The organism is Actinoallomurus acaciae, assembly GCF_042429965.1.
Taxonomy (GTDB): Bacteria; Actinomycetota; Actinomycetes; order Streptosporangiales; family Streptosporangiaceae; genus Actinoallomurus; species Actinoallomurus acaciae.
The window spans coordinates 1-1,279 of record NZ_JBHLZP010001052.1; the positions used below are offsets into that span (position 1 = coordinate 1).

The 1,279-nt window shown below is 74.4% G+C and carries 1 protein-coding gene; it reads right to left on the minus strand.

The annotated features are described in order from the left end of the window. On the minus strand, positions 1-1,279 hold a 1,279-nt coding region (locus ACFFNX_RS50360), incomplete at both ends, for a transglutaminase TgpA family protein (protein ID WP_378213606.1).

Genomic DNA, 1,279 nt, shown 5'->3' on the forward strand with positions numbered 1-1,279 from the left:
CCGATCAGCAGCCACAAGACCGGCGGATGCGACGTGTCGGACTCGGGTGCGGCGCCCGGAGCGGCGCGCTGGTCGGCGAGAGTGTCCGTGCGGTGACGCGTGACGGTCGGCGCGGACGAGGGGGCCGACCCCGAGCCGGAGCCGGTCGACGGCAGCTGGGTCTGCGGGTCGCTGCCCGGCGAGCCGGGGAGCAGCTGCGGCGCCGTGTACGACGGCACGGTGGCGCTGCCCTGGCCGCCGTCGCCGCCGGGCGTGGGCTCGAACCGCAGCCAGCCGACGCCGGTGAAGTACAGCTCCGGCCACGCGTGGGCGTCCTTCGTGCGGACCACCCACTCGCCGTTCGGCTGCTGGGTGCCGGCCGTGTACCCCATGCCGATGCGGGCCGGGATGCCGAGGACGCGGGCGAGCACCGCCATCGACGACGCGAACTGCTCGCAGTAGCCGGTACGGGAGGTGAACAGGAAGTCCCGCAGCGCGCCACCGCGCTGCGGCGGAGGCGTGTCGAGGCTGTAGGTGAAGTTCCCCGGCCGGGTGAACCAGTCCTGCAGCTTGACCGCCTTCTCGTACGGCGTCGACGCGCCCGCGGTCAGCTGGGCGGCGAGCTTGGCGATGTCGTCGCCGACCGAGTCGGGCACCCCGAGGTACCGCGAGGTGATCGAGTCCGGCGGGGTGGCCTCGGTCACCAGCTCCTGGTACGTCGGCTCGGCGCGGATGCTCGTGACCGTGTAGGACCGGCCGCCCGCCGAGTCGTGGGTCGAGAACACCGTCAGCGACCGCGGGTCGACCCGCCAGTCGCCCTTGATGCTCACCTTGGTGGGCGGGTACGGCATCGGCAGCACGTCCAGCCCGTGCACCCGCGAGTCGATGCCGATGTCCGTGGTCACCGCCCGCGCGGGGATGGCGCTCACGCCCGGTTCGGCGGGCAGCTCCTTGTCGGCCACCCGTCCGTCCGGCCCGGCGCGCAGCGGCCCGGTCGACCAGGTCTCGCCGTTGAACCGGTCGAGGGAGTACATCCGCAGGTAGTCCGGTGCGGCGCCGTCCGTGGTGCGGTACCGCAGCACCTCGGCGTCCCCCTCGCGCACGAGCTGGCGCCGTACGCTCACCAGCGGGTCCAGGGCGTTCAGGCCGGTGATCGAGCCGGAGCCCCTCCCGGCCCCGGTGTCGCCGTTCCCGCCGATGCCGAGCAGCCCGCGCGGCTCGATGCCGGGCACCGCGAACGGCAGCACGATCGCGATCGCCACCGCGGCCAGCCCGATGCGGCGCCCGGCGGCCGCGAGCG